This window comes from Roseibium sp. JB4-4 (assembly GCF_055693425.1).
In genome coordinates, this window is sequence record NZ_CM146333.1 from 4537332 (window position 1) to 4560226 (window position 22895).

Here is a 22895-nt window from a genome sequence, read left to right on the forward strand (position 1 = left end):
ATAAGGTCGCGGCTGATGGCGGCGTCTTGAAAGGCGCAAAAAAAGCAAGAGATCTGGGAACGTCCAAAAGGCCGGAGCATGAAAGAAGAAATCCTGAAACACCTGCGCAATTCGCTAGGCAAGGACGCAGCGCATTCATCCGTTTACGACTGGCGCGTGGCGCTGTCGCTCGCGCTGCGCGACCGGATGGTGGACCACTGGTTCCGCAGCACGCGCGAAACTTATGAAAGTGGCGCGAAGCGCGTTTACTACCTGTCGATGGAATTCCTGATCGGGCGTCTTGTTGAAGACACAGCGGCAAACCTTGGACTTGTTCAGGAGGCCAAGACGGCGTTGGCTGATCTGGGGCAAGATTATGAGGCAATCGTCCTGAACGAGCCGGATGCTGCCCTCGGCAACGGCGGTCTCGGCAGGCTTGCAGCCTGTTTCATGGATTCTCTCGCCTCTCTTGGCATTCCGGCCTATGGCTACGGCATTCGTTATGAACACGGGCTTTTCAAACAGGACTTCGTCGATGGAAGTCAGGTAGAAACCGCTGAAACATGGCTCTCTCAGCGCAATGCCTGGGAGTTCGCGCGCCCGGAAGTGCAGTTCCGCATCGGCTTTGGCGGTCATGTGGAGCATCAGGACGGCAAGGCGCTTTGGCATCCGTGGGAAACGGTTCTGGCAACAGCTTATGACACGCCGGTTGTCGGCTGGAAGGGCCGTTGGGGCAACACGTTGCGTCTCTGGTCGGCAAAGCCTGAAGCCAAATTCGACCTGAAGAGCTTCAATCGCGGCGACTATCTGGCGGCGGGCCGCTCCGAGGCATTGGCGAGAACGATCTCCCGCGTGCTTTACCCGGACGATACGACGGATGCCGGCAAGGAATTGCGCCTCAAGCAGGAATATTTCTTTACCGCTGCATCGATCATGGATCTGCTGCGCCGTTTTCTACGGGATCACGACGACATCCGAGAGCTGCCGAATGCGGTCGCCATTCAATTGAACGACACCCATCCGGCCATTGCCGGTCCGGAGCTTGTCCGTTTGATGGTGGATGAACACGATGTGCCGATGGCTGAAGCGATCGATCTGGCGCGTCAATGTCTGGGTTATACAAACCACACTTTACTGCCTGAGGCGCTGGAGCGCTGGCATGTCGGTCTTTTGGGACGGGTCCTTCCGCGCCATCTGGAAATCATTCGCTCCATTGAGGACGACCAACAGGCCAAGTATCCCGGCAGTCCGCGTATTCTGGAGCAGGACCATGTGCGCATGGGCGAACTCGCCTTCATTATGGCGCACAAGGTCAACGGCGTTTCGGCACTTCATACGGACCTTGTCAAGGAAACCGTCTTTGCCGATCTCAATCGCATTCACCCGACGCGGATCGTCAATGAGACGAACGGCATTACGCCGCGCCGCTGGCTGCACACTTGCAACGCGCCATTGAGCGACTTGATCACTCAGGAAATCGGTGAAGGCTGGGTCGGGGATCTTGAGCAGCTGAAGGCGCTCAACCAGAAAAGCGGCGACCGCGCATTTCTGGATGCTTTCAGCGTGGCCAAGCGGCGGAACAAGGAGCAACTGGCGGGCTGGATTGCACAGAGCTGCGATATCCAGATCGACCCGGGTGCGATGTTCGATATCCAGATCAAGCGTATTCACGAATACAAACGCCAGCTCATGAATATCCTGGAGACAATCGCGCTCTGGAATGAGATGCATGATGCGCCGAATGCCGAATGGACACCGCGCGTAAAGATCTTCGGCGGCAAGGCTGCTCCTGGATACCATGTTGCCAAGCAGATCATTCACCTGATCAACGATGTTGCCAGCGTGATCAACAATGATCGAGTGACAAAGGATCTCTTGAAAGTCGTTTATCCGGCGAACTACAACGTGACCATGGCTGAAAGGTTGATCCCCGCAGCTGATCTCTCCGAACAGATTTCAACCGCCGGCAAGGAAGCATCAGGAACAGGCAACATGAAGTTTGCACTGAACGGTGCTTTGACCATCGGGACCCTGGACGGTGCAAATGTCGAGATCCGGGAGCACGTAGGGCCGGAGAACTTCTTCCTCTTCGGACTAACGGCGCACGAAGTGGTTGAGCGGCGGCATGTTCACGGATTTTCAAGAGCGGCAATCGAGGCAAGCCCGCGCCTGACCCGTGTCCTTGGCCAGATTTTCGAAGGTGTATTTTCACCCAGTGACCCATCGCGCTACCACGGGCTGATTGGCACACTCTACGACCACGACTATTTCCTCGTGACTTGTGATTTCGACAGCTATTTCGATACGCAGCGGCGTGTTGATGAAGTGTATCGCAATCCGCAAAACTGGGCGGCTATGGCGCTGCGCAATACGGCAAATATGGGTTGGTTCTCGTCAGACAGGACGATCGAGGGCTATGCGCGCGATATCTGGCAGGTGAGTGCATCCGAAAAAGTCAGACTGGAGCTGACGGGATGACAGAGGGCGCGCTAATCGATCTTGCGGAAGCGCAGGCCATTGCCGCCGGTGAACATGCTGATCCGTTTTCGGTTCTTGGGCTTCATGAGATCGATGGCGATCTGGTGCTGCGCTGTTTTCGCCCCGGTGCGGAAACCGTGGAAGTGCTGGAAGAGGGTTCAGGCAAGGCGCTGGTCAAGCTGAGTCCTGTTGACGGCGTGGACAGTTTGTTTGCCGTCAAAGTGCCTCGCCGCCGGAAACGGTTTTCCTACCGATTGCGCATGACACATGGCGGCGACGTCTGGACAGAAGCCGATCCTTATGCATTCGGTCCGGTTCTGGGTGACATGGACGAATACCTTCTGGGTGAGGGAACGCACGGACGGCTTTGGCAGGCTCTGGGAGCGCATGTTGTCACTCATGAAGGCGTAGACGGGGTGCACTTTGCGGTCTGGGCACCGAATGCCCGGCGCGTTTCAATCGTTGGGGATATCAATGGCTGGGACGGGCGCAGGCATATCATGCGTCGGCGCGGGGCCACGGGTGTCCATGAATTTTTCATACCCGATGTCGGCGACGGCATGGCCTACAAGTATGAGATTATCAGCAATTCCGGTGAACTCATGCCGCTCAAAGCCGACCCGGTCGGGTTTGGTTCGGAACATCCACCCAAAACGGCGTCTGTCGTGCGGGACCTGCGCGGATATGAGTGGAAGGACACTGACTGGATCGGCAGGCGGGGAGACCTGCAGCGGTTCGACAAACCCATTTCCATCTATGAAGTGCACCTGGAATCCTGGCGACGTGTTCCAGAAGACGGGGACCGCACACTACATTACCGCGAGCTGGCTGAAGATCTGGTCAATTATGCAAAAGATCTTGGATTTTCCCATATCGAGCTGACACCGATTTCCGAATATCCGTTTGGTGGATCTTGGGGTTACCAGCCGGTCGGCCTGTTTGCGCCCACAAGTCGTTTCGGGTCTCCGGACGATTTTCGTGCTTTTGTCGAAGCCTGCCATGCGGCGGATCTGGGTCTGATCATTGATTGGGTGCCAGGACATTTCCCAACCGATCCCCACGGGCTCGGGCGGTTCGACGGAACGGCGCTTTATGAACATGCGGATCCCAAGGAAGGGTATCACCCGGACTGGAACACGCTCGTCTATAACTACGGGCGCACAGAAGTTTCCAACTATCTGATCGCCAATGCAAAATACTGGCTGGAAGAATTCCACATAGACGGCCTTCGGGTCGATGCCGTGGCCTCGATGCTGTATCGCGACTATTCGCGCAAGGAAGGGGAATGGGTGCCGAACGTTCATGGCGGACGTGAAAACCTGGAAGCAATCACCTTCATGAAACAGATGAACGAGGCGGTTTATGGTGCCGACCCGGGCATCATGACCATTGCTGAGGAATCGACCGCTTATCCGGGGGTGAGTGCACCCACGTCAACCGGTGGTCTCGGTTTTGGATTCAAATGGAACATGGGGTGGATGAACGACACCCTGCGTTACATGTCGGAAGATCCGGTGAACCGGAAATATCACCATGACAAGATGACCTTCGGACTGCACTACGCATTTTCGGAAAACTTTGTTCTGCCACTCAGCCATGACGAAGTTGTTCATGGAAAAGGCTCCCTGATCGGACGCATGCCGGGCGACGAATGGCAGCGTTTCGCCAATTTGAGAGCCTACTATGGCTTCATGTGGGGACATCCGGGCAAGAAGCTGCTGTTTATGGGCGGTGAATTTGCGCAACCTTCGGAGTGGAACCACGAGAAGAGTCTCGACTGGCACCTGCTGGATTATCCGACTCATGGCGGGGTTCAGGCACTGATCCGCGATCTCAACGCACTCTACCGCTCCCTGCCTTCGCTTCATGAACTCGATTGTGCTGCTGAAGGCTTCCGGTGGATCGACGGCGGCAACGCGGAAGAGTCTGTTTTTTCATGGGTCAGAAACGGCAGGGACGGAAGTGCGCCGGTTCTCGTCGTAGCGAACTTCACACCGGTCACCCGCACCGGCTACCGTATCGGCGTGCCTGAACCCGGACGCTGGACGGAGCGCCTGAACACGGATGCAGAGGCCTATGGCGGAAGCAATCAGGGCAATGGTGGAGAAGTGATCGCGGATGCGGTTGCCGGTCATGGCTGCGAACACTCGATAGAAATCACGGTGCCGCCGTTGGCGACGCTTTTTTGAATATTGCGGAGAATAGCTGCGAAGAAACAAGAGACTGGGAGGCCTCGATGGAACAGGACAGACACAGACTGGCACAGCAAACACTTGCCTACGTGCTTGCGGGCGGCCGTGGCAGCCGGCTCAAGGAAATGACTGATATCCGGGCGAAACCGGCGGTCTATTTCGGTGGCAAGACACGCATCATCGACTTTGCCCTGTCCAATGCGGTCAATTCCGGTGTCCGAAGGATCTGTGTGGCAACACAGTACAAGGCCCATAGTCTGATCCGGCATATTCAGCGCGGCTGGAGTTTTTCCGTGCCGAGCGCAATGAGTCTCTCGACATTCTGCCCGCTTCGCAGCAGCTTGATGAAGAGAACTGGTACAAGGGAACTGCCGATGCGGTGAACCAGAACATCAAGATCATTCGGAGCTATGACCCAAAATACATTCTCGTTCTGGCCGGTGATCATATCTACAAGCAAGACTACTCGATCATGATCGAGCAGCATGTGCGGACCGGTGCGAAGGTGACGGTCGGATGCCTGGAAGTGCCGCGCGAGGAGGCCAAGGGATTTGGTGTCATGGCCGTTGACGAGGCTGACAATATTCTGGACTTCGTCGAAAAGCCGGCTGATCCGCCTGCGATGCCCGGTGACCCCGAAAAAGCGCTGGCCAGCATGGGGATCTATGTTTTCGACGCTGAGTACCTCTATGAACTGCTTCTGCAGGACGCCATCGACCCAGGTTCAAGTCACGATTTCGGCAAGGACATTATTCCGCAGATCGTCGCCGAGGGCGGCGCCATGGCTCATCCGTTCGGCCGCTCCTGCGTGATGTCCGGTCTGGAGTCCAAACCCTATTGGCGTGATGTCGGGACGATAGATGCCTATTGGCAGGCCAATATCGATCTGACTGATTTTACACCCGGGCTCGATATCTATGCCAATGACTGGCCGATATGGACCTATTCGGAATTAGCGCCACCAGCGAAATTCATTCACAACGAAGAGGGTCGGCGTGGACAGGCCGTGTCGTCGATGGTTTCCGGCGGCTGCATTGTGTCAGGTTCCTCCCTCTACAGGTGCCTTCTTTTCACCGGGGTCAAGACGCACTCCTATGCGGAGCTGGAAGGCGTAGTTGCACTGCCATACAGCGAAGTCGGCCGGCGTGCTTATTTGAAGGACGTGGTTCTCGACCGTGGCGTAAAAGTCCCGTCAGGCCTTGTTGTCGGTGAAGACTCCGAACTCGATGCCAAGCGTTTCAGGCGGACCGAACAGGGCATTTGTCTGATCACGCAATCCATGATCGACCGACTGGATACATGACATGAATGTCTTGATGGTGGCTTCGGAGTGCGCTCCGTTCGTGAAGACTGGAGGACTGGCTGACGTGGTCGGCGCCCTGCCACGGGCGCTTGCACAGATCGGTATCGACTGCCGCACGGTTCTGCCAGCCTATCCCTCTTTGCAGCCGCTTGTCGCCAAGGGCAAGGAAGTCGCCAGTTTTGGCGATCTTCCTGGCGGGGCCGGCCGTCTGGTTCAGGTCAAGGCAAAAGGCATCACGCTTTTGCTGCTGGATGCACCGCGACAGTTCGATCGTCCGGGACAACCCTATACCGATCAGAACGGCTCGGACTGGGCAGACAATCATCAAAGATTTGGGGCCCTTGCGCAGGCGGCGGCCCGCGTCAGTTTTGACGGATTGGGTGACTGGCGTCCAGATGTCGTTCACGCTCACGACTGGCAGGCAGCACTTGCTCCGGTCTATCTGAAACAGGCAGGCCGGGCAGGGCCGAAGTCGGTTCTGACGATTCACAATATTGCCTTTCAGGGACGGTATGGCGCTCATGTTCTGAACGAGCTTGGCCTGCGTGAGGACTGGTTCAACCCGGAAGGTTTGGAATATTATGGCGATGTCGGTTTTTTGAAGGGCGGCATGATGTTTGCTGACAGGATCACGACGGTCAGTCCAACCTATGCCCGGGAAGTCCTGACACCTCATTTCGGCATGGGGTTGGATGGTGTTCTGCACGCGCGCGCGGATGTCCTTTCAGGCATTTTGAACGGCATCGATACGACCGTCTGGAACCCTGCTGAAGACACGGCACTTGTCTCCACCTATGACAGCCGGGCTCTACGCCGCAAGGACACGAACCGGCAAGAGATCAGCAAACGTCTCGATCTTGATCCGAAGTGCAATGGGCCGCTTTTTTGTGTGATCAGTCGCCTGACACATCAAAAAGGATTGGATGCCCTGGCGGGAGCCGTGCCTCATATTGTGGCGCGTGGTGGGCAATTGGCGGTCCTTGGGACCGGTGATCCCGGTCTTGAAGACGCGTTCCGGGAGGCGGCCGACACATTCACGTCAAATGTGGGTGTCCATATTGGATTTGACGAAGGCCTTGCGCACTTGCTGCAAGGCGGCAGCGACGCCATTCTCATTCCCTCGCGGTTCGAGCCTTGTGGATTGACCCAGCTTTGTGCGCTGCGCTATGGAACCCTGCCAGTCGTCGCCCGCACGGGCGGCCTGGCCGACACGGTGATCGACGCCAATGCAGCGGCGCTTTCTGCCAAATGTGCCACTGGTTTTGTCTTTGACGATGTCAGCATCGCCGGCGTACAAGCCGCCATCGACCGAGTCGTGAGCTGTTATTCCAACAAGCCCGCCTGGCAATCCATGCAACGTGCCGCGATGCGGCAGCAGGTGGACTGGGAGCAGTCGGCCCAAGCTTATGCGAACCTTTACGGAGAAATCGCTGAATGAATGATCAGTGCCGGGTCGCCCTGGAAATTGCGCCAGGCAGTCCGCATCATCTTGGCGCGCATTTTGATGGAGACGGCACGAACTTTGCCGTCTTCTCGGATAATGCAACACAAGTAAAGCTTTGCATCTTTTCGGCGGATGGGCTTCACGAGCTGCAAAGGATCGATCTGCCGGAACGAACTGGCTCCGTTTGGCACGGCTATGTACCGGGCTTGAAGCCCGGGACGCTTTATGGCTACCGGGTTGAGGGTCCTTACACCCCGGAAAACGGACATCGGTTCAATCCGAACAAGTTGCTGCTCGATCCCTATACCCGCGAGTTCCATGGCGTCTTTTCCGAGCATCCATCAACCTTCGGATATCAAGTGGGCTCTCCACAGGTGGATCTTTCCTTTGATGACCGGGACAGCGCTCCGCATGTCCCCAAATCCGTGGTTTCCGATCCGCAAAGTTTCCCACTTGATGCCAAGACGCTGGGCCGCGGATGGGATGATGCGTTTTGCTATGAAGCCCATGTGAAAGGAGCAACCAAGCTTCATCCCGCAGTGTCAGAAACTCTGCGCGGCACATATGACGGCCTTTCTTCACCCGCCTTTCTGGAACATCTCACCCGACTGGGTGTCACCACCGTCGAATTGTTGCCCGTCCAGGCATTGAAGTCGGAAGGTGCGCTTCAGGCGCGATCCCTCGTCAACTACTGGGGATACAACACAATCGGTTTTTTCGCGCCCGAACCGCGCTACTTCGGACCTTCCGGGATCCTTGGGTTTCGAGCGATGGTGGACAGGTTCCACAAAGCCGGGATAGAGGTGATCCTCGATGTGGTCTACAACCATTCCGGTGAAGGCGATCACCTGGGTCCAACCCTCAGTTTTCGTGGGCTGGACAATGCGTCCTATTACAGGCTTCTGGACGGCCAACGCCGCTACTATGTCAACGATACCGGGTGCGGGAACACACTGAATGTGAGCCATCCGTTCGTGTTGCGCATGATTATGGACAGTTTGCGTTTCTGGGTTCAGGCGATGGGTGTCGACGGTTTCCGGTTCGACCTCGCCGTCAGCCTTTGCCGGGAAAGACATGGCTTCGATATTCATGGTGGTTTTCTAGACTCTTTGCGCCAGGACCCCGTTCTTGCGGGTGTCAAGCTGATTGCCGAACCCTGGGATGTCGGCCCGGGGGATATCAGCTTGGCAAATTTCCACCCCTTTTGCCGAGTGGAACGACCGGTACCGGGATACGGTCCGCCGTTTCTGGCGTGGCGACGGGCACAGCGCACAGGATCTCGGCTCGGCGCTCCTGGGGTCTGCCGATCTCTTTGATTCAGGAGGGCGGCGCAGCTGGTCTTCGATCAATTTTGCGGCGGCTCATGACGGCTTCACGCTTGCTGATACCACGCACTATGTGAAGCGCCACAACGAAGCAAACGGCGAAAACAACCGCGACGGCCACCAAAGCAACTACAGCGACAATTTCGGCATTGAGGGGAAGAGCGACGATACGGTCATTGTCGAGGCTCGACGCCAGCGGATTCGCAATATCCTGGCGACGGTTCTGTTGTCGCAGGGAACACCTATGATCCTTGCCGGTGACGAGGGGGGCAACAGCCAGGATGGCAACAACAACGCTTATTGTCAGGATAACGAGACGAGCTGGATCGATTGGCAGACGCTTGATGGGGGGCTGATCGAATTTACATCGGCTCTTTCCTGCTTCCGTCGCAGTCATGCTGCCATCCGGCAAAACAGTTTTCTGCACGGCATGACCCGTACAACCGATGGCAGACCTGATGTGGAATGGCGGGATTTTGACGGATCGGCGCTCAATTGGCGCGATCCCGGTCTTTCCAGCTTGTGCCTGTTGCTGCGTGGATGTGCTGAATGTTCGGCCGGTCTTCAGTCTGAAGATGAAGTGCTGCTTGCCTTCAATCGGGAGCCAAGAGATTTGGAGCTCCTCTTGCCTGACTGCGGCTCCGGGCAATGGATTTGGGAAATCAACAGTTCTTCAGACATCCAGGCCGCCGAACCTGTAGTGGGCCAGAGCGTACTGGTTGCTCCGCAATCGGTTGCCGCCTTCACACTGCGCCGTCACGAGGGTGCATGATGAGTGCGGACGTCAAGCTGCGGGCGTTGGCGCGGGAATGCGGCGTTTATCTTGAGTTCCGAAACCTTGCAGGGCAAAAGCTGGAAGCCGAGCCGCCAACCCTGCGAGAACTTCTTGGTGGGCTCGGATACCCGACTGCGACGGATGCCGAGATTTCCGAAGCATTGGCGGAACGCCAGGCGGTAAGACACGGTCGCAAACTGCCTGAAGAATTGGTCTTGGAGGCGGGGAGCTCAACCAGCATTGCCGTTCCAACACGATGTGACTGGAGCATTGTCTCCGAAAATGGTGATGAAGTTCAGACAGGTACGGGCAGTACGGCAATTTCGATCGCCGATTTGCCAGTGGGCTATTTTCTGCTTCACGCTGCAGGCGAGGGCTGGTCTGAAGATCTGTTCCTGTTGTCACCTCCAACTCGGGCGCCGAGCCTTTCAGAGGCAGCCGGTACCAACCGCTGCTGGGGAGTGTGCGGAGCGCTTTATGGCCTTAGATCGCGAACCAACGGCGGGCTCGGAAATTATTCAGATCTTGGTGTCGCAGCTGCGGCTCTTGGCCGAAGTGGAGCGCAGTTTTTCGGTATCAATCCCATCCATGCGCTTGGATGGGCCGCCCAAGATACAATTAGCCCGTACTCACCGACGCATCGCGGCTTCTTCAACACCGATCATCTGTCGGCTGCCAGCGACCTTGGGTCGGGACCGCGGGAGGAGCTGATCGACTATGAAGGTTTCCGAGCGATGCACCGCGCCGTTCTGGAAACTGAATATGCTGTATTTGCGCAGAAGAGTTCCGACGCGGAACAGATAGCTTTTCGAACCTATTGTGAGCTTTCCGGTCAAGCACTGAGCGATTTTGCAACCTTCGAAGCCTTGAGCGAGAAGCATGGTGAGGCATTCCAGAGATGGCCGAAAGCACTTCAAACTCCGGGCAGACAGGCACAGGCGGAGGCCGGAGAACGCGCAACGTTTCACAAATGGATGCAATGGCGGGCAGAAGAACAGATCGGGGCCGCGCAGCAAAGTGCAACATCGAGCGGCATGCAGCTCGGCCTTTATCTTGATCTTGCCGTGGGACCGCGACGCGGCGGTGCTGAAGTCTGGACGAACGGCAAAACAATTGCCGAGGGGATCTCCATTGGCGCTCCTCCTGATCATCTGAGCCCGAAAGGCCAGTCCTGGGATCTTGCCGCCCATGCGCCGAACAAGCTCTCCGCCAACCATTATCAGCCTCTCCGGTCCATGCTTGGCTCGTTGATGAACAAGTGCGGACTGCTTCGCATCGATCACGCACTTGGGCTTTTGCGCAGCTATTGGCTTCCGGATGATGGCAGCCCAGGTGGCTATGTTTCGCAACCCTTTGAGGCACTGCTGGCGGTGATCGCGATTGAAGCCTGCAGAAACGGCTGTGTTGTCGTCGGTGAGGATCTCGGCCTCGTGCCGGATGGTTTCCGGGAAGGCTTGAACAATGCCGGGCTCTATAGTTATGCGGTCTGGCAATATGAAACGGACGATCAGGAGCAGCTGGTTGCGCCACGGGATCTTCGTTCTTTCAGTCTTGCCTGTTTCGGGACACATGACACGCCCACGATGGCAGGGTTCTGGCATGGAATTGATATTGACTGGTGGCGCGAAATCGGTTGGCTCAATTCAAGCGAGGCCCACGATCGTCATGGGGTGCGTGCGCATCAGCGCAATGGCCTGCGTAGGCTTTGTGAGTTGGGTACAGAAATGGATACCAGCCGTATCGGCGATACCATACATGCCGGTCTTGCGGGATCCCAAGCTGCAATGATTGCCATTCAACTAGATGACCTGTTCGGTGTCACGGAAGCGCAAAACCTTCCCGGTACCATCAACCAGCATCCAAACTGGCGCCGGAGGCTCCCGGTGCCCATTGAACAATTTCCCGTTGCCGCATCTCCAGCGCGACTTCGCGATCTGATGCCCTCCACGCGTAATTCAATCCATGAGAACGAACAGAAAGGACTGGAACCATGTCCAAAGTGACACGCTCCTGCACACCTTTTGCAGGTCAAAAGCCAGGCACTTCCGGCTTAAGGAAAAAGACCCGTGTCTTCATGGAGCCCGGATACGTGGAGACGTTCGTTCAGTCTGTCTTTAATGCGATTGACGGTGTAGAAGGCAAGACACTGGTGGTGGGTGGAGACGGTCGGTTTTTCAATGCCGAGGCCATTCAGACAATCCTGCGTGTTGCCGCTGCAAATGGTGCGGCCCGGGCAATCGTTGGTCAGAACGGACTGCTTTCAACACCTGCTGCGTCGAACCTCATACGAAAACGCAACGCCGATGGCGGTCTGATCTTGTCGGCCAGTCATAACCCCGGCGGTATCGATGAAGACTTCGGACTGAAATACAATATTTCAAACGGTGGACCGGCGCCTGAAGGCGTGACAGCTGCGATCTTCGAAGAGACCTCTAAAATTGCGGAATATCACACGCTGGAAACGGATGATCTGGACCTTGAAAGGCTCGGAGAGCAATCCTTGGGGTCAATGACAGTCGAGTTGGTCGACCCGGTAAAGGATTATGCGGAGCTGATGCGGCAGTTGTTCGATTTCGGCAAAATCCGAGATCTGATCGCGGGCGGATTCACCTTGCGCTTTGACGCCATGCATGCCGTGACCGGTCCTTATGCAAAGGCAATTCTGGAAGACGAACTGGGTGCCCCGGCCGGCTCCGTTATCAACGCGGTTCCCTCGGTCGATTTCGGCAAGGGGCATCCTGATCCCAATCCGATTTGGGCCAAGCCGCTGGTCGATCTGGTGATGTCTGGCGATGGCCCTGATTTCGCTGCCGCATCCGACGGTGACGGCGACCGAAACATGATCCTTGGCAAAGGCATCTATGTCACGCCTTCCGACAGTCTGGCAGTTCTAGCGGCCAACGCACACCGCGTGCCGGGTTATGCCGCAGGGCTTGCAGGGGTTGCACGGTCCATGCCGACGAGTTCGGCCTGTGACCGGGTCGCGGAAAAACTTGGCATCGGTTGCTTTGAAACGCCAACGGGTTGGAAATTCTTCGGCAATCTGCTCGATGCTGGCCGGGTCACGTTATGCGGTGAAGAAAGTGCAGGTACCGGTTCCGATCACGTTCGGGAAAAGGATGGTCTTTGGGCCGTTCTGCTTTGGCTCAACATTTTGGCGGAGCGTGCCGTCTCCGTGCGTGAAATCCTGGAAGATCATTGGGCAACTTATGGCCGGAACTACTATTCGCGTCACGACTATGAAGCCGTCAATGCAGATGCCGCGCAGGAGATGATGACCGATCTGATCGCCAGACTGCCTGAGCTTGCGGGAAAGACCGCGGGCAACTGTCAGGTGACCGCGGCCGACCAGTTTTCCTATCAGGATCCGGTAGATGGTTCCATCAGCAACAATCAGGGCATCCGGATCTGGTTTACAGGTGGCGGGCGTGGGGTGTTGCGTCTTTCTGGAACCGGAACGGAAGGTGCGACCTTGCGCGTTTATCTGGAACGCTATGCACCAGTGGATGGCGACCTTGGCATTGAGACCCAGGCTGCACTGAAGGACATTGCCGAGACGGTCGCGCAGCTCGGCAAGTTGACACATTATACCGGTCGAACCGCTCCTGATGTGATGACCTGACGGATCGGATCGACCTGAGACGGGTTGCGATCCATCTTGCTATTTCGTAACGGTGTCCAGTGAAAAAGGGCCGGCACCGCGCTCTCCCGTGCGAACAAATACCCCCTAGAGACTTCGCGTGGGGACGGGTCACCTTGATCGATCAATTATGCCGGATAATCCCGCCTTCGTTGGGGTCGTTCAAGGCCGCTGCTCAGGGCGGGCGCTTTCAGGAACAGTGTCTTTTACACATCGGCTTGGTCGGCAAACTTGATGCAGATGCCCTGTCTCGTGCGTTCTGAAAGGTAGTTGCAGAAACTTCCAGCACACGAATTTGCTGCAGGGAATGAGGATGGCAGCGAGAAAATCCTTGATCTAAACAAAATAATATTTTATTTTTATAAAAACGTCCTATGATTTATGGAGGAGCGTGTGAAATCTCTTAAGATTGGTCTTGCAGGTGCCGTTTTGACGGCAACGCTGTGTGGAACCGCTTATGCGGACAAAATCGTGCTGGACGTCACCGCCTGGAAGGGTAACGAAGCTGAGCCTGCAGGTTTGCCGGAACTCATTGAAAAGTTCGAGGCGGAAAACCCGGAGATTGATGTGGAGTTTTCCTATATCAGTCGCCTGGACACCGATGTCGTATTGCCGCCTCGACTACAGGGAAACAATGCGCCCGACGTCATGATGACGGATATGCCACTGGTCAAGATCTGGTCAGAGGCCGGACTGCTCGCGGATCTTGGCAAGGACAGTCCGTGGTACGGCAATATCGAACCTGCCTTGCAGCCATCTGTGACGGCCGGCGAGGCCGTCTACATCATGCCTCTGGAAGTGATCGGCATGGGCAATTTCGTGAACTTGTCCTTGTTGAAACAGGCAGATGTGGAAGACATTCCGACGACCCTGGACGGGCTCAAGGATGCCTGCGGCAAACTTGCCGATGCTGGCATCAAGCCGCTGGTCTTTACCGGCAGTTTCTCGGCACCTCTTTTTGTCATTGCAAATGGTATTGAGCGGGCCGATGGTCAGGCTGCTCCTTATGGATCGCCTGACAAGACCTTTGCCGGAGACGCGGCTTTCGGGTCCGTTCTTGATACGGTTCGCGAGTTGATCGACGCACGTTGCCTTGATCCAAAGGGGCAGGCAGGTCTGGACCCTTGGTCAACAGCACTCACGGCATTCAAGTCTGGTGACTTTGCCATGATGCCTCAGGGAGCCTGGAACATCGCAGACTTTTCGAGCGTAGCCGATCTCGATTTTGCCTTTGCTCCGATCCCGTCTGGCAAAGACACCGGTGTTGCGCTCGATCTCTTCGGAATTGGCTGGTCGGTGAGTGCCAACAGTCAACACCAGGAGGCAGCTCGCAAGTTCGTCTCCTTCTTTTCCGAGGAAGAAAATCTTCAGATCATGCTTGATGCTGAATCTGCCTATAGCCCATTTGTCGGTGGTCAGAGTGGAACATCGGATGTGACCAAGCCCTACGATGCCTCTCGCGCTGAAGGCGGTGTCATCATGTATCCATTCGCGGTTCTTGATTGGCCGAAGCCGCTTGAAAAGGAGATCTGGGACAGTCTGACCGGTTTTCTGCTCAATACCGACAGATCCAACGACGAAGTTCTTGAGCGCTGGGACGAAGCTGTCGAAGACAGTTAGGTCCGGGTTTGACTACAGATGACTTGGCCTTGCCGCGTCAGGCGCGGTGAGGCCCTTGTGCCGGAAGCGTGGGGTCGGGTGTTGCAGCCAATTCGCATTTACCTGTTTACAGTGCCGGCCCTGCTGGTGATCGGAGCGTTTTTCGTTTATCCGATCCTGCTGTCCGTCAATCTGAGTTTCACCAACTTCACTGGCGTGGGTGTTGCGAACTATATCGGTTGGGCGAACTACGAGAGATTTCTCTCTCGCTCACGCTATTTGAACAGTGTTGGGGTCACGATCAAATTCACCTTCCTGGTGGTGGTGTTTCAGACATTGATCGGTCTTGTTTTCGCAGCTCTTTTGCACCGTATGCCTGCAATCAGAAATTTTTGCAGGGCTGTACTTTTTACGCCTGCAATGATGTCCTTTGTGATTGTGGGCTATGTCTGGCAGTTCATTTACGCACCTTATACCGGTGGCCTGAACGCATTTTTGAGCGCGATCGGTCTTGAAAGTCTCGCACGCGGCTGGCTTGGGGATCCTTCAACGGCGCTTTTTGCCATTGCGGCAACGCATGTCTGGATGTTTGTCGGGTATACGACCGCGATCTTTCTGGTTGGGTTTGCCAACATTCCCTCAGACATTGAAGAAGCAGGGCGTCTGGACGGAGCGTCGTCCTGGCAGCGATTCCGTTACCTCGAACTGCCGCTTCTGGCACCGAGCTTCACCGTCAATATCATTCTGTCGACCGTTGGAACGCTGAAGACCTTTGAACTTCCCTTCATCATGACCAGAGGGGGCCCGGACAGGGCAACCAACACACTCAGTCTTGAGATCGTGAACAACCTTTTCGGCAGCTACAAATTCGGTTTTGCCAGTGCCTTGTCGATCGTCATGCTCTTGATCGTCGTGGCTGTTGCTATCGTGCAGAACATCTACCTGAAACGCCGGGAGGACAATCAGTGAGACCCATGATCCGCCGCGTCGTTTCGATTTTCGGGCAGGCATCCGTCGTGGTTGTAACGCTGGCGATGCTCGCACCGGTCTTTTACATGATCATGATGTCGTTCAGGACATCAGCGGAAATTGCCGAAGAACCGCTCGCGATGCCGCAAGCTCTCTATCTAGGCAATTATGCAAATGCGCTGGAAAACATGAATTACTGGCAAGGAGTGCTCAATTCGCTCGGCATCACATTGACCGTGACCGTGCTGGTTGCACTCCTCGGGTCCATGGCAGCCTATCCGTTGGCCCGCCGCACCAACAGGTTTACCCGTGGCGTTATACTGATCGTCGCGCTTGGCCTTGCGACCCCGCCCTTCGTCACGATCACCCCGATTTATGTGATTTTCCGGAACCTCGGGCTGCTCGACAGCTATCCAGGCATCGTAATCGCCTTCACGGCGCTCAACCTGCCGCTTGCCGTGTTTTTCTATACCAGTTTCATCAGCGCAATTCCGAAGGAGTTGGAAGAAGCCGCGCGGCTGGACAATTGTGGGGACTGGCAAGTCTACTGGTACATTGTGCGCCCGCTTCTAGGACCGGCGACGGCTACACTGTCGCTGTTCGTGACGCTGATGGTCTGGAACGATTTCACCTATCCACTGCTCCTGTTGTCATCGCCTGAAAAGTTTACAGTCATGATCAGCGTCTATCGTTTCGTCGGCAACCTGAACATTCAGCCGGACATGCTTTTTCCAGCAGCCGTTCTGGGGTCGGCACCTCTACTGGTGCTCTTTATGATTTTTCAGCGCCGGATTGTTTCCGGCGTCACAGCAGGAGCGGTCAAGTGACGGGGCTTCTCGACGATCTGACGATTATCGTGACCGGTGGTGGCGCAGGGATCGGGCTTGGTGTCGTCAGGCAATGCCGGGCGGCAGGTGCGCGAGTCATTGTGTTTGAGGTTGACCCCGGCAAGGCGGAAACCGTCGAAAAAACGGGTGGTGTATTTCATCGGGTAGACGTCGCCGATCCTGTCGGCCTGAGCGAGGCGATTACCGCAGTAGACGAATGCTACGGGCCGATTTACGGGTTGGTCAACAATGCCGGTATCACCATTCAAAAGCCGCTCAACGCGCTCAGTCTCGATGAGATGGAACTGCTATGGCAGGTTAATCAGAGGTCTGTTCTTGTCGGTGTTCAAGCAGCAGCGCCATTGATGGAAAAGGCCGGAGAAGGTTCGATCGTGAACATAGCGTCCAACCATGCCCGGGCCTCCGATCAGGGGTATGAGGCTTATGCCGGTACCAAGGGGGCAATTGTTGCCATGACCCGGGCCATGGCCTGGAGCCTTGGCCCTGCCGGCATCAGGGTCAACGCACTTGCTCCGGGCCTGACAATGACGGAGACGGTCTCTGACCTCGCGGAAGACCCTGCTCGAAGCAAAGAGTTCAACAGCTGGCACGCGTTGGGCCGTGTGAACAGCGTCGATGACATCGGCAAGCTCACCGCGTTCCTGCTGAGCAGGAACGCGGCGGCAATTACCGGTGCTGAAATCGTCGCCGATCAGGGCATGTCGGCGCGGTTGGGCGCAATCTAGACCGACCTGGTGAGGCCACCATCAATGCGCAAGTTCTGTCCTGTCATGTAGGTGCCGCCTTCCGAGGCAAGCCAGGAAATGAGCGATGACACCTCTTGGGCGTGACCGTAGCGGCCCATCGGGATACGCGCGCGTCTGTCTTCTGTTTCCGGAAGACTGTCGATGAAGCCTGGCAGCACATTGTTCATGCGAATATTGTCGGCTGCGTATTTGTCAGCAAACAACTTGGTGAACCCTGCAAGCCCCGCCCTGAAAACGGCTGATGTTGGGAACAACGGATCGGGTTCGAAAACCGCGAACGTGGAAATGTTGATGATACTGCCACCGCCCTGGTTCTGCATGATAGGCGTCACGAGACGCGTCGGGCGGATTGCATTCAACAAGTAGACATCCATGCCCTTGTGCCAGTCGTCGTCGGAAATCTCCAGAACAGGGCCTTTCGGTCCGTGACCGGCTGAATTGACCAGCACATCGACGCGCCCATAGCGCTCCATCGCGCCGTCGACGAGGCGCTGCAGGTCGCTGGTTTCCAGATTTGAGCCTGTAACACCGAAACCTCCCAATTCCTGGCCGAGCCGTTCGCCCTTGCCGGAAGAGGAAAGAATACCGACCTTGAAGCCGTCCTGCGCGAGCCGTTTTGCTGCATCCGCGCCCATGCCACTGCCGCCAGCGGTTACGAGAGCTACTTTTTCTACAGTCATGATCGTATTTCCCTTGACCTGTTTTTTACAAGGTAGCTCGCATTTTTCACGTTTACGAGTTATGTTTTGCGTGCTGTGAATGTAGAAAAACTATTGCCATGATATCCCAATTGCCAAATCTGAACGGGCTCAAGGCGTTTGAGGCAACCGGCCGGCATCTGAATTTTCGGGCCGCTGCGCAGGAACTCGGTGTCACGCAAGGGGCCGTCGCGCAGCAGGTCAGGGCGCTGGAAGCCGGGCTCGGGTTGATGTTGTTCGAGAGGCACTCAAAGGGCTTGTCTTTCACCTCCGCCGGGCGAAGCTTTCATGGCCGGATATCCGAAGCCTTTGCCGTGATGCGGGGGGCGATGGAAGACCTTCGTCCTGGCAGCGCTCGCGTGATCATCAGCGTGCCTCCCAGTTTTGCGGCAAAATGGCTGATCCCAAATTTGCCTGACTTGAGTGCAGCACATCCGGACATAGATCTGAGGGTCATGGCCACGGACAAGGTGTCCAGTTTTCGCAGCGACGGTATTGATCTGGCTGTTCGCCTTGGTAGCCCGCCGTTCGGCGCCAGCCTTCAAGAGCACTTGCTATTCTCAAACGACATTCTTGCCGTCTCAGCCCCGTCGCTCGTCAAGGATCGGGAGTTGCCGCTGTCCGTTTCGCAGCTTGCTGCGCTGCCAAGACTGCATGACGATCATGATTTATGGCCGCTCATTCTTCGCGAAAGTGACGCCGGCAGCGGGGAGGGCGTGCGTGGTATGCGGTTTAACCAGACCGCACTGGCGCTCGATGCCGCCATTGCGGGACAGGGGATCGCGCTATCAAGCGGTTTCCTTGTCAACCGTGATCTGGAAAGCGGCAGGCTGGTTGTGGTTGCCAAGACGCATCTGGATAGTTCGTCTGCGCTCTATCTGCTGCATCGCAAGGGCGTTCAGCGATCATCGGCGGTGTTGCGTGTTGTTCAATGGCTCAGGGACATGGCCGAAAGGGGCTCGCCTCTCGAGCCACATCCCTGAAAGGGTATCAGCGGCCCATCCAGCCGCCGTCCACTGTCATTACGGTGCCATGCATATAGTCGGATGCCGGAGACGCCAGAAAAACCGCCGGGCCTGCAAAGTCTTCAGCCTTGCCCCATCGTCCGGCCGGAATGCGCTCCAGGATCGATTTGGATCTGACCGGGTCGTTCCGCAATGCTTCCGTATTGTCTGTTGCGATGTAACCCGGCGCAATGGCGTTGACGTTGATGCCGCTGGCTGCCCATTCGTTCGCAAAGGCTTTGGTCAACTGGCCGATGCCGCCTTTCGAAGCGGCATAGCCCGGTACGGTGATGCCACCCTGGAATGTCAGCAATGATGCCGTGAAGATGACTTTCCCAGATCCTCTTTCGACCATACCCTTGCCGATCTCACGGGTGAGTATGAACTGGGATGACAGATTGACCTCAATGACCTCATCCCAGATTTCATCGCCGTGTTCCTGCAGCGGAGCGCGTTTGATGGTGCCGGCATTGTTGATCAGAATGTCGATCACCGGATGGTTCCGGTTGACGGCTTCCGCAAAGGATTTAAGGGCAGCCCGACCCGAAAAGTCGCATTGATAGGCGGAAAACTGCCGCCCCAAGGCTCTTACTTCCCGCTCAACATCGCTGCCCGAGGCTTCCAGGCTCGCGCTGACGGCAACAATATCGGCACCTGCTTCTGCAAGTGCCACGGCCATGGCTTTGCCGATACCCCGTTTTGCACCGGTGACAAGTGCGGTTTTTCCGGCAAGGTTGAAGGTGTCCAAAACGCTCATTTTCAATCCCTGGCAATCTGGATCATGGACTTGATGGCACTCGGGTTCTGCGTCAGTGCCGTAAAGGCTGACTGAATTTCACCGAGTGGCTTTATGTCCGTTATGAAGGATGCGCAGTCGACGACACCCTCGTTCAAGAGACGCATCGCCGTGTCGTAGTCTTCTGGCCGGTAGACGCGCGCACCGAACAGTTCAAGTTCTCGCCAGAAAAATTGAAACAGGTCGATCGTCGGTTTGCTTGCATGAATGGCGACCATGACAATCCGGCCCCGGGTGGCAGCTGCTGCAGTCATCAGGTCGACACCGGGCTGGCTGCCGGACACTTCAAAAACAACGTCAGCCCCTTTGTTTCCGGTCAGAGCATTGACCTTTTCAACGGGGTCGTCGGATTTCGGATTGATGGTCTTGAAGCCAAGTTTTTCCGCGTAGGCCAGTCGGGTATCGCTGATTTCGCTGATGATGACATTGCCGCCCGCCTGGCGGGCGACAAGCGCGACCAGCAAGCCGATGGGGCCTCCGCCGATCACGAGCACGTCTTCATCTTTGACCAGTTTGGCACGCTCAACGTCATGACAGGCAACAGCCAATGGCTCGATCAATGCAGCATGCGAGAGATCCAGGCCTTCGGGCAGAACGTGGATCGTATGCGCCGGTACGTTCCAGTATTCCTGAAAGGCTCCTTCAGAATCGATCCCGATGAATTTGAGCTTGTGGCAAATGTGCTCATGTCCCGCGTTGCAGGCCGGGCAGTCACCACAGTGGTCGAGGGGCCTGACAACCACGTGCTGTCCTGCCGCAAGTCCTGTTACGCCTTCGCCGGTTGCGGAAATCGTGCCGGACATTTCGTGGCCGATCGTTCTTTCAAAACCGACACGCTGGTCCATGTGCCCGAGAAAGATGTGCAAGTCGGTTCCGCAAATGCCGCAATAGGCGACTTTGATCTGCACCTCACCGGGGCCCGGTGGTTGAACGTCCTTTTGCTCAAGTGAAAAGGTCTTGTCGCCGCGATAGACGGCTGCCTGGCTGATCATGTTGGCCTCTGAAAGGTAAGCACTTTGTGGGGGTCGAGTAGCGACCAGTCGAAACTGACGCCGGTCCCCGGCGTCTCCGGTGCGCGCGCCAGATGATCTTTCACCTCTAGCGGCCGCCGTGTGTACTGGTCAATCGGAAAGGAATGGACTTCGATCCAGCCTGCATTCGACTGCGCAGACACGAGGCTGACATGAAGCTCCTGCATGCCGTGGCTGCAGATCGGCACATTATGTTGCCTGGAAAGATCCGCGACTTGCAGGAAGCCTGTGATGCCGCCGCAGTTGGACGCATCCGGCTGGACAAAGCTCAGCTTCGCCTGGTCGAAGGCATATTCAAATTCATGGATCGTGTGCAGGTTTTCTCCCATTGCGAGCGGCATGCCCGTTGCATCTGCGATCTGGCCATAACCTTTGTAGTTGTCGGGGATAGTGGGTTCCTCAAACCACAGGAGGTCGAAAGGTTCAAAGGCCTTGGCAGCCTTGATCGCCTCGTCGACGGACATCGAATAATTTGCATCGACCATAAAGGCAACGTCAGGACCGATGAGGTTTCTGACCGCGGCCACACGCTCGACGTCTTCCTCAAGCGTCGGTTGCCCGATCTTGATCTTGACGCCATTGAACCCGCGATCGAGGTAGCCCTGAATACTGTCGAGAAGCTTTGGCAGCGGAAAATTCAGGTCAATGCCGCCGCAATAGGCCCTGCAGGACTTGTCCGCTCCACCGGCAAGTTTCCACAATGGCCACCCGCGGGTTTTGCCGCGAATGTCCCACAGGGCGATGTCGAGCGCGGAAATGGCAAAGGATGCGATGCCGCCCCTGGCGACATAATGGACATGCCATTGCATGCCGTCGTACAGCCCCTCGACGCAGGCAGGGTCCTGCCCGATCAGAAACGGTGCGAGGTCGTGGTGGATCATGGCCGCTATGGCATAACCGCCCTTGCCCCCGGTGTAGGTGTAACCCGTTCCGGTAGAACCGTCCTCAAGCGTGACTGTTGCCGTTACGAGCTCAAACAGCGTGTGCGTGCCGTGTTTGGCGTCAACCAGCACTTCGGCCAACGGAACGTGGAAGAGCTTTGTCTCGATGGATTTGATTGTTGCCATCAGCCGTGCCCCACAACCGAATTGCGGTTCATCACACGGGTCTGGAACAAAATGACCGCAAAGAGAAATGCACCACGGATAACCATCTGCCAGTAAGCACTGAAGCTGATCCAGCCCTTGCCGTTTTCGAAGTTGAGAATATTGAAGACAAGGCCAAGCAACAAGGCCCCAGCGACCGTTGCAGGGATAGATCCAAGTCCGCCGGTCAGCAATGTGCCGCCAACCACGACGGAGGCGATGGCTGAAAGCTCCCAGCCGACACCTTCCAGCGGCTGTCCGGCTCCGAAACCGGACGCGAGAAACACACCGGCGAGGCCAGCGCAGCCACCTGACACGGAATAGGCGAAGATCTTGGCCCGATTGACCTTCAGCCCCATCATTACGGACGCGTCTTCACCGCCGCCGACAGCCAGAATGGTTCTGCCGATGCTTGTCATCTCCAGTACGACCCAGAGCGCCACGACCAGGATTGCGACGAGCACGATCGTCCAGGGCACAACATCAAATGCCTTTTCCATTCCGAGCTTGGTGAAGTTGGATCCCCAATCGACCGAGATGGTTTGTGCCCCGGAAATCACGAGCGAGCCTCCCTTGGCGCCGAGCATCGTCGCCAGTGTCGTTATGAAAGGAGGAATTCGCAGATAAACGATGCAGATCGCATTGAAGATGCCGAAAGCAACGCCGGAGAGGATTGCCAATGGCATCGCGACTTCAATCCCGTAAGGGCTGAGGTAAGCCGCAACGACCGAGGTGAATGCGGCAACGGAGCCGACCGACAAGTCTATGCCGCCGGTCAAGATCACGAAGCACATGCCGACCGAGATTGCGATGAACATCGCATTGTAGTTCAGGAAGGACGTGATGTTGTAGGCGCTGCCGAAGTTGTCGTAGCGCATCAGTCCGAACGCGATCAAAACGATCAGCGCGATCCAGACGGCAACAGATTGCGGGTTGCGGGATATATATTTCCGCAGGTCAAAAGCATTTTGATCAAGCACGGA

At 56.4% G+C, this 22895-nt stretch carries 17 protein-coding genes and 1 pseudogene; 13 read left to right on the forward strand and 5 right to left on the reverse strand.

Going from position 1 to position 22895, the window contains the following annotated elements:
• The first annotated feature begins 78 nt into the window (after window positions 1-78).
• From ACZ1HV_RS21345 to ACZ1HV_RS21400, 12 genes and pseudogenes are all read left to right on the forward strand, one after another.
• The gene (locus ACZ1HV_RS21345; RefSeq protein ID WP_472716238.1) at window positions 79-2457 is read left to right on the forward strand and encodes a glycogen/starch/alpha-glucan phosphorylase; all 2379 of its coding nucleotides are present in this window, start codon (window positions 79-81) and stop codon (window positions 2455-2457) included.
• Window positions 2454-4646: a 1,4-alpha-glucan branching protein GlgB gene (gene glgB / locus ACZ1HV_RS21350; protein ID WP_472716239.1), complete on the forward strand. Its 2193-nt coding sequence runs from the start codon at window positions 2454-2456 to the stop codon at window positions 4644-4646. Before ACZ1HV_RS21345 ends, glgB begins: the two co-directional genes overlap by 4 nt.
• A 47-nt stretch (window positions 4647-4693) precedes the next feature.
• Window positions 4694-5952: pseudogene (glgC, locus tag ACZ1HV_RS21355) on the forward strand (glucose-1-phosphate adenylyltransferase).
• A 1-nt stretch (window position 5953) separates the two neighbouring features.
• Complete coding sequence (gene glgA, locus ACZ1HV_RS21360; RefSeq protein ID WP_472716240.1) at window positions 5954-7390, forward strand: glycogen synthase GlgA; 1437 nt, start codon at window positions 5954-5956, stop codon at window positions 7388-7390.
• Complete coding sequence (locus tag ACZ1HV_RS21365; protein WP_472716241.1) at window positions 7387-8712, forward strand: glycogen debranching protein; 1326 nt, start codon at window positions 7387-7389, stop codon at window positions 8710-8712. The genes glgA and ACZ1HV_RS21365 overlap by 4 nt, the downstream gene beginning before the upstream one ends.
• 82 nt (window positions 8713-8794) lie before the next feature.
• On the forward strand, window positions 8795-9493 hold the full coding sequence (locus ACZ1HV_RS21370; protein WP_472716242.1) for a hypothetical protein: 699 nt from the start codon (window positions 8795-8797) through the stop codon (window positions 9491-9493).
• On the forward strand, window positions 9493-11499 hold the full coding sequence (malQ, locus tag ACZ1HV_RS21375; protein WP_472716243.1) for a 4-alpha-glucanotransferase: 2007 nt from the start codon (window positions 9493-9495) through the stop codon (window positions 11497-11499). Before ACZ1HV_RS21370 ends, malQ begins: the two co-directional genes overlap by 1 nt.
• Window positions 11487-13118 carry an alpha-D-glucose phosphate-specific phosphoglucomutase gene (locus ACZ1HV_RS21380; RefSeq protein WP_472716244.1) on the forward strand — a complete coding sequence of 544 codons (1632 nt, stop codon included), beginning with the start codon at window positions 11487-11489 and terminating at the stop codon, window positions 13116-13118. Before malQ ends, ACZ1HV_RS21380 begins: the two co-directional genes overlap by 13 nt.
• A gap of 411 nt (window positions 13119-13529) precedes the next feature.
• On the forward strand, window positions 13530-14756 hold the full coding sequence (locus tag ACZ1HV_RS21385; protein ID WP_472716245.1) for an ABC transporter substrate-binding protein: 1227 nt from the start codon (window positions 13530-13532) through the stop codon (window positions 14754-14756).
• A gap of 57 nt (window positions 14757-14813) precedes the next feature.
• The gene (locus tag ACZ1HV_RS21390; RefSeq protein WP_472716246.1) at window positions 14814-15704 is read left to right on the forward strand and encodes a carbohydrate ABC transporter permease; all 891 of its coding nucleotides are present in this window, start codon (window positions 14814-14816) and stop codon (window positions 15702-15704) included.
• Between the two features lie 5 nt (window positions 15705-15709).
• Window positions 15710-16531, forward strand: a complete 822-nt coding sequence (locus ACZ1HV_RS21395) for a carbohydrate ABC transporter permease (protein WP_298961603.1) — start codon at window positions 15710-15712, stop codon at window positions 16529-16531.
• Window positions 16528-17277 (forward strand): SDR family NAD(P)-dependent oxidoreductase, encoded by a 750-nt coding sequence (locus tag ACZ1HV_RS21400; protein ID WP_298813168.1) that lies wholly within the window; start codon window positions 16528-16530, stop codon window positions 17275-17277. Before ACZ1HV_RS21395 ends, ACZ1HV_RS21400 begins: the two co-directional genes overlap by 4 nt.
• On the opposite strand, the gene ACZ1HV_RS21405 is transcribed toward ACZ1HV_RS21400, so the two are convergent.
• A complete protein-coding gene (locus ACZ1HV_RS21405) occupies window positions 17274-17978 on the reverse strand; it encodes an SDR family oxidoreductase (RefSeq protein WP_298813167.1) in 705 nt (234 codons plus the stop codon). The two genes, ACZ1HV_RS21400 and ACZ1HV_RS21405, sit on opposite strands and share 4 nt — an antisense overlap.
• A gap of 98 nt (window positions 17979-18076) precedes the next feature.
• Here ACZ1HV_RS21405 and ACZ1HV_RS21410 point away from each other — a divergent pair, with 98 nt between their 5' ends.
• Window positions 18077-18979, forward strand: coding sequence for a LysR substrate-binding domain-containing protein (locus ACZ1HV_RS21410; RefSeq protein ID WP_472716247.1), 903 nt, complete (start codon window positions 18077-18079; stop codon window positions 18977-18979).
• 7 nt (window positions 18980-18986) lie between these two features.
• Here ACZ1HV_RS21410 and ACZ1HV_RS21415 read toward each other — a convergent pair whose 3' ends face one another.
• Genes ACZ1HV_RS21415 through ACZ1HV_RS21430 form a run of 4 tightly spaced genes read right to left on the reverse strand, consistent with a single transcriptional unit; the run spans window position 18987 to window position 22892 of the window.
• Window positions 18987-19757 carry an SDR family oxidoreductase gene (locus ACZ1HV_RS21415; protein ID WP_472716248.1) on the reverse strand — a complete coding sequence of 257 codons (771 nt, stop codon included), beginning with the start codon at window positions 19755-19757 and terminating at the stop codon, window positions 18987-18989.
• A gap of 2 nt (window positions 19758-19759) precedes the next feature.
• Complete coding sequence (locus ACZ1HV_RS21420; protein ID WP_472716249.1) at window positions 19760-20788, reverse strand: zinc-dependent alcohol dehydrogenase; 1029 nt, start codon at window positions 20786-20788, stop codon at window positions 19760-19762.
• Window positions 20785-21894 (reverse strand): mandelate racemase/muconate lactonizing enzyme family protein, encoded by a 1110-nt coding sequence (locus ACZ1HV_RS21425; RefSeq protein WP_472716250.1) that lies wholly within the window; start codon window positions 21892-21894, stop codon window positions 20785-20787. The genes ACZ1HV_RS21420 and ACZ1HV_RS21425 overlap by 4 nt, the downstream gene beginning before the upstream one ends.
• Window positions 21894-22892: an ABC transporter permease gene (locus ACZ1HV_RS21430; protein WP_298813156.1), complete on the reverse strand. Its 999-nt coding sequence runs from the start codon at window positions 22890-22892 to the stop codon at window positions 21894-21896. Before ACZ1HV_RS21430 ends, ACZ1HV_RS21425 begins: the two co-directional genes overlap by 1 nt.
• Window positions 22893-22895: the final 3 nt, after the last annotated feature.

Excerpts from the sequence above, each read along its gene's own strand:
- ACZ1HV_RS21345 (WP_472716238.1), top strand. The coding sequence starts at position 79 with ATGAAAGAAGAAATCCTGAAACACCTGCGCAATTCGCTAGGCAAGGAC.
- glgB (WP_472716239.1), top strand. The coding sequence starts at position 2,454 with ATGACAGAGGGCGCGCTAATCGATCTTGCGGAAGCGCAGGCCATTGCC.
- glgA (WP_472716240.1), top strand. The coding sequence starts at position 5,954 with ATGAATGTCTTGATGGTGGCTTCGGAGTGCGCTCCGTTCGTGAAGACT.
- ACZ1HV_RS21365 (WP_472716241.1), top strand. The coding sequence starts at position 7,387 with ATGAATGATCAGTGCCGGGTCGCCCTGGAAATTGCGCCAGGCAGTCCG.
- malQ (WP_472716243.1), top strand. The coding sequence starts at position 9,493 with ATGAGTGCGGACGTCAAGCTGCGGGCGTTGGCGCGGGAATGCGGCGTT.
- ACZ1HV_RS21380 (WP_472716244.1), top strand. The coding sequence starts at position 11,487 with ATGTCCAAAGTGACACGCTCCTGCACACCTTTTGCAGGTCAAAAGCCA.
- ACZ1HV_RS21395 (WP_298961603.1), top strand. The coding sequence starts at position 15,710 with ATGATCCGCCGCGTCGTTTCGATTTTCGGGCAGGCATCCGTCGTGGTT.
- ACZ1HV_RS21405 (WP_298813167.1), bottom strand. The coding sequence starts at position 17,978 with ATGACTGTAGAAAAAGTAGCTCTCGTAACCGCTGGCGGCAGTGGCATG.
- ACZ1HV_RS21410 (WP_472716247.1), top strand. The coding sequence starts at position 18,077 with ATGATATCCCAATTGCCAAATCTGAACGGGCTCAAGGCGTTTGAGGCA.
- ACZ1HV_RS21415 (WP_472716248.1), bottom strand. The coding sequence starts at position 19,757 with ATGAGCGTTTTGGACACCTTCAACCTTGCCGGAAAAACCGCACTTGTC.
- ACZ1HV_RS21420 (WP_472716249.1), bottom strand. The coding sequence starts at position 20,788 with ATGATCAGCCAGGCAGCCGTCTATCGCGGCGACAAGACCTTTTCACTT.
- ACZ1HV_RS21425 (WP_472716250.1), bottom strand. The coding sequence starts at position 21,894 with ATGGCAACAATCAAATCCATCGAGACAAAGCTCTTCCACGTTCCGTTG.